The following is a 4,409-nucleotide window of genomic DNA, read 5'->3' as shown; positions in this document are numbered from 1 at the left end:
CTTAAGTCCGACAGGCTGCTAGAAAAGAAAAACGGATATCAAGGCTCAGAGCGAGTATAATCGCGCGTTTTGATTGAAATGCATTTTCCGGGAGATATGAGTGTCCGGCCACTCACAGAAGAAAGCACTGTATGACGCTCTGGACCAATGCATGGTCAGGGATCGTTTTCCCATTCGCAGGCAGATTCAGAGACTGAAAACCAGCGATCAGGCGGCGATGGATAAGCTGCAGGAAAGAATCGCTTTTTCCACTTCCAGAGTTGAGGAAAGGCAACAGGCTGTTCCTGAGATTGAATACGATGAGGCGCTGCCAGTGGTAGCCCGTCGTGATGAGATCCGTGAAGCGATTGAAAAACATCAGGTCGTTGTTATTGCGGGTGAAACAGGTTCCGGCAAAACCACCCAGATTCCGAAAATCTGTCTGGAAGCCGGTCGGGGCATTGTTGGTCAGATAGGCCACACTCAGCCGAGAAGACTGGCAGCGCGTTCAGTCGCCAGCCGGATAGCGCAGGAGCTGAAAGTGCCTGTGGGTGAACAGGTAGGCTACCAGGTTCGATTCACTGATCATGGCAATCAGAATACCCTGATTAAACTGATGACCGATGGTATTTTGCTGGCAGAGATTCAGAATGATCGTTTCCTCAACCGCTACGATACCCTCATTATTGATGAAGCCCATGAGCGCAGCCTGAATATTGATTTCCTGCTGGGTTATCTGAAAATTCTGTTACCCAAAAGACCCGATTTGAAGTTGATTATCACTTCGGCCACCATCGATGTTGAGCGGTTCTCAAAGCATTTTGATCATGCGCCTGTCATTGAGGTGTCTGGCCGAACCTATCCCGTCGATGTCAATTATCGCCCCCTGGAAGATCTGGAACTGGAAGGTCGGGATGCGGACCTGAGGGCTCAGCAGGGCATATTGTCCTGTCTGCGAGATATAGAAGCGCTCGAACGTTCCGGCAATGGCGGACGTCTGGGGGATGTGCTGGTATTTCTCAGCGGTGAGCGGGAAATCCGGGAAACCAACAAGTTCCTCAAGGACGCCCGGCTGGCTCATACCGAGATTCTCCCTCTTTATGCCCGCCTTTCTGCGGCAGAACAAAACCGCATTTTTCAGCCTCATGGTGGTGGTCGAAGAGTTATCCTGTCCACCAACGTAGCGGAAACCTCCCTGACCGTACCGGGGATTCGATACGTTATTGACCCGGGTACGGCAAGAATTAGCCGTTACAGTGTCCGTTCGAAAGTTCAACGGCTACCCATTGAGCCGATATCCCGGGCCTCGGCCAATCAGCGAAAAGGTCGATGTGGTCGTGTAGCAGAAGGTATTTGCTACCGACTTTATTCTGAAGAAGACTTTCTGGGACGTCCTGAATTTACCGATGCCGAAATTCTCAGAACCAATCTGGCGGCGGTTATTTTGCAGATGCTCCGGTTGGGGTTGGGTGATATTGCTGCCTTTCCTTTTGTCGATGCGCCGGATACCAAGGCGATCAACGATGGTTTTAAGCTGTTGCAGGAGCTGGGTGCCGTCACCGAAAAACGTCGTATGACTCGCATCGGTCAGCAGATTTCCAGATTGCCGGTTGATCCCCGAATGGCCCGAATGCTGGTGGAAGCCGATAAAAACCGTGCTCTTGGCGAATTGCTGGTCATCACCAGTGCTCTGGCGATTCAAGACCCAAGAGAGCGACCGGCAGAGAAAAAGCAGGCTGCTGATCAGCGACACCGTGAACATTATCACGACGACTCGGATTTTATGAGTCTGGTTCAGCTCTGGAATACCTATGAAGAGCAGCGTCAGCAGCTGTCCCAGAACCAGTTGCGTAAATATTGCAAACAGCAGTTCCTGTCGTTTATGAGAATGCGTGAGTGGCGGGATCTGCACCGGCAATTAGCGCTGGCCTGTAAAGAGGTTGGTCTGAAAGTGAATGATGACGAAGCGAGTTATGCGGATATTCATAAATCCCTGCTGGCGGGTTTGCTTTCTCATCTGGGCAGCAAAGACGATGACGGGGATTATCTGGGTGCGCGTAACCGTCGCTTTTATATCTTCCCGTCATCAACACTGAATAAGCGCAAGCCCAAGTGGCTGATGACGGCTGAGCTGGTGGAAACCTCCAGACTGTTTGCCCGCACCAATGCCAAAATTGAGCCTCAGTGGATTGAGCCGCTGGCGGGTCATCTGGTCAAAAAAAATTATTTTGAACCCCACTGGGAGAAGAAAAGAGCTCAGGTGCTGGCGTTTGAGCAGGTGACTCTGTACGGCCTGATTATTGTGGGTCGTCGTCGGGTCGGTTATGGCGCTATTGACCCCGTGGTAGCCCGTGAGATTTTTATCCGGGAAGCTCTGGTAGAGGGGCATTATCAGTCAAAGGGCAAGTTCCAGTCCCACAACCTGTCGTTGATTCAGGAAGTGGATGAACTGGAAGCCAAGTCTCGACGCAGAGATATTCTGGTAGACCCGGAAACCCTTTATCAGTTCTACGATGAAAAGCTGCCCGCCAATATCCACAACGGAGCGGGTTTTGAAAAGTGGCGTAAGGAAGCTGAGAAACAGGATGCTCAGCGGTTGTACCTCACCAAAGAGTATCTGATGAGGCACGACGCCGGTGAGGTCACTGAGAACAAATACCCGGATTGTTTCCGCTGGGACGGACTGGAGCTACCACTGTCGTATCATTTTGAACCAGGTGCCCCGGACGATGGGGTAACGCTGACATTACCGGTACAGGCCCTGAGATTGTTGCCTAAACACCGGCTGGAATGGCTGGTACCCGGTATGCTTTACGACAAGTGTGTCGCCCTGGTCAGAGCCTTGCCCAAGGCGGTGCGCAAAAACTTTGTCCCGGTACCGGATTATATTCGGGGCGCTATGGAGTCCATGTCTGTTTGCGATGAACCCCTGACCGATATACTGGGACATCACCTGCATCGTATGTCCGGTGTGCGTATTCTCGATGAGCACTGGGACAGCCATGATCTGCCCGATCATTTGCAGATGAACTTCCGGCTGATGGATGAGAACGGCAAGCTGCTGGGACAGGGCCGCGATCTGACCAGACTCAAAGAACAGTTTGGTCGGGAGTCTGAAGACAGTATGCGCAGACTCACGGACAGTTCATTGGAGCAGGAAGGCCTGAAAGACTGGACTTGTGGTGAGCTGCCGGAAGAAATAACCCGTAAAGTGGGTGGTCTGGTACTTAAAACCTATCCGGCTCTGGTGGATCAGAACAGTTCAGTGGCCGTGAAACTGTTTGAGGACAAGGCCATGGCTGAAGCCACTCACCGCATGGGTGTGACTCGCCTGTTGCAGTTCAAACTGTCCAGCCAGTTGAAGTTTGCCTTGACGAAAATGACGCATCTGAAACAGGTGAAGCTGCTGGCCACAGGCATCATGCAAGCCAGGGTACTGGAGGCGGATCTTCAGGCGTTCCTCATTTCAGAGGTGTTTGTTGGTGATCCTGCCCTGTCATCTGCCAATAAGGGGCCAAGAGATGAAGCAGCTTTCAACGCTCTGATTGAAGAGCGAAAAGACCAGCTGGTGCCTTTTGCGCAAGAGGTGGATAACTTGCTGTTTGAGATTTTTCAGAAAGCTCACAACATCAGTAAACAACTGAAGGGCAACCTATCCTTTGACCGGGCTTTTTCACTGTCCGATATCAAACAGCATCTGGGTCAGCTGATCTATCCCGGTTTTCTCTGTGATGCCGGCATTGAGTGGCTCAGGCACTATCCAAGATTCCTCGAAGGCATTGAGGTAAGACAGGAGAAACTGCCTGCCCAGGTCAACAAAGACAGGGCCTGGTCAGAGGAGCTGGCTACCCTTTTTAAGGCTTGGGAAAAACGTAAAGCCATTCATGAGAAGCATAAAATGGTGGATGAAAACCTGATGCTTTACCGCTGGATGCTGGAAGAGTACCGCGTCTCACTATTTGCCCAGAAACTGGGAACCCGTTTCCCGGTATCCGACAAACGTCTGAGGAAGCTCTGGCAAGAGGTTCAGGAAATCTGATAAAAGTCGTTAACTCATAGTGACACGGATTGGCAGGGAGGCTATGTCCATGAAAAACCTTTTGAAGGGGGCTGTTTTCATTTTGGCTATTCTGGGGCTCGGGTTTACTGTTGCCAACGAAATGGATCTTTTTGAAGAACAGAATAATACTGATTCTGCGCAGTTCGACTTCGGCGAAGAAGATCTGCATCAGAATGAAACGACTTCATACCCGGAGCAGGACTTTGAATCAGAAGGCGAGGTCGAATATGAGGTCGAAGACAGAGAGTACGATGATGACGAATACAATGATGATTCTGACGAGGATGAAAGCGTTATAGAAGAGGGCTATTAGTTCTAGCAGCCTGTCGGACTTAAAGCTGTCCTACTGCGGTTGCAATAAATTGGTCTA

2 protein-coding genes are annotated in these 4,409 nt (G+C 50.9%); both read left to right on the top strand.

Annotated features, from left to right (window positions below):
* The first annotated feature begins 100 nt into the window (after nt 1-100).
* Entirely contained in the window at nt 101-4,018 is a 3,918-nt protein-coding gene (gene hrpA, locus KDK19_RS19190) for an ATP-dependent RNA helicase HrpA (RefSeq protein WP_257292645.1), read from the top strand.
* Nucleotides 4,019-4,067: 49 nt separating this feature from the next.
* On the top strand, nt 4,068-4,352 hold the full coding sequence (locus KDK19_RS19185; RefSeq protein WP_257281977.1) for a hypothetical protein: 285 nt from the start codon (nt 4,068-4,070) through the stop codon (nt 4,350-4,352).
* The last annotated feature ends 57 nt before the right edge of the window (nt 4,353-4,409 follow it).

The sequence above is a fragment of the Endozoicomonas sp. ONNA1 genome, assembly GCF_024606325.1.
Classification (GTDB): domain Bacteria; phylum Pseudomonadota; class Gammaproteobacteria; order Pseudomonadales; family Endozoicomonadaceae; genus Endozoicomonas_A.
Note: the sequence above shows the minus strand (reverse complement) of the source record. Positions and strands in the feature narration are given on the sequence as shown.